Origin of the sequence: Erythrobacter sp. HI0063 (assembly GCF_001635685.1) — a bacterium.
Classification (GTDB): Bacteria; Pseudomonadota; Alphaproteobacteria; order Sphingomonadales; family Sphingomonadaceae; genus Qipengyuania.
In genome coordinates this window covers 1-541 of the sequence record NZ_LWFF01000031.1, presented here as the reverse complement: position 1 = coordinate 541, position 541 = coordinate 1, and the positions used below count along the sequence as shown (strand labels likewise).

The 541-nt window shown below is 59.1% G+C and carries 1 protein-coding gene and 1 pseudogene; both read right to left on the bottom strand.

Annotated elements, in window-relative coordinates; translation table 11 throughout:
- Positions 1–345, bottom strand: a 345-nt coding sequence (locus A3736_RS01470; RefSeq protein ID WP_067678335.1) for a hypothetical protein, incomplete at its 3' end; no start/stop codon positions are given.
- Positions 346–417: 72 nt separating this feature from the next.
- A pseudogene (locus tag A3736_RS16885) lies at positions 418–541 on the bottom strand (VWA domain-containing protein); the annotation flags it as partial.

The following is a 541-nucleotide window of genomic DNA, read 5'->3' as shown; positions in this document are numbered from 1 at the left end:
CGGTTCCGGCACGGGCCGGATGTCGGACGTGTCCTGCTTCATCACCAGAACCTTGCATCCATCCACGCTCTGATCGACTGCCGCGATCATGAGCGGTTTTTCCGGATCGGCGGTTTCCTGCTCCGAATCGATTTCCGGCTTTCCGGCTTCGGCACGGACCTGGCGGATTTTTTCCTTGCAGCGTTCCCGCTCGATCGGATCCTGAATGTCGCGCCAGCTCTGCGCCGGTTCCTGATAGGACGGCATATCGAGGGTATCGGCGCTGGGCGGAGCGGTCTGGGCTAATGCTGCGGTCGAGCCTGCAAGCAGTGCCAGAGCGACGGTCTTCGAAACAGTCTTACGCATAAGAGATCTCCCCATGTCTACTCTGCTTGTACGGCATGAGCCTTGTATGAACGGAGATGAATCCGGCTGGCATCAGTGTCCCTGTTTCCGGCTCAATTCGCGCATCGCATCGTCCAGCCCGTCCAGCGTCAGCGGATACATGCGATCGTTGACGATCTGCCGCATGATCCGGGTCGATTGGGAATAGGACCACTGC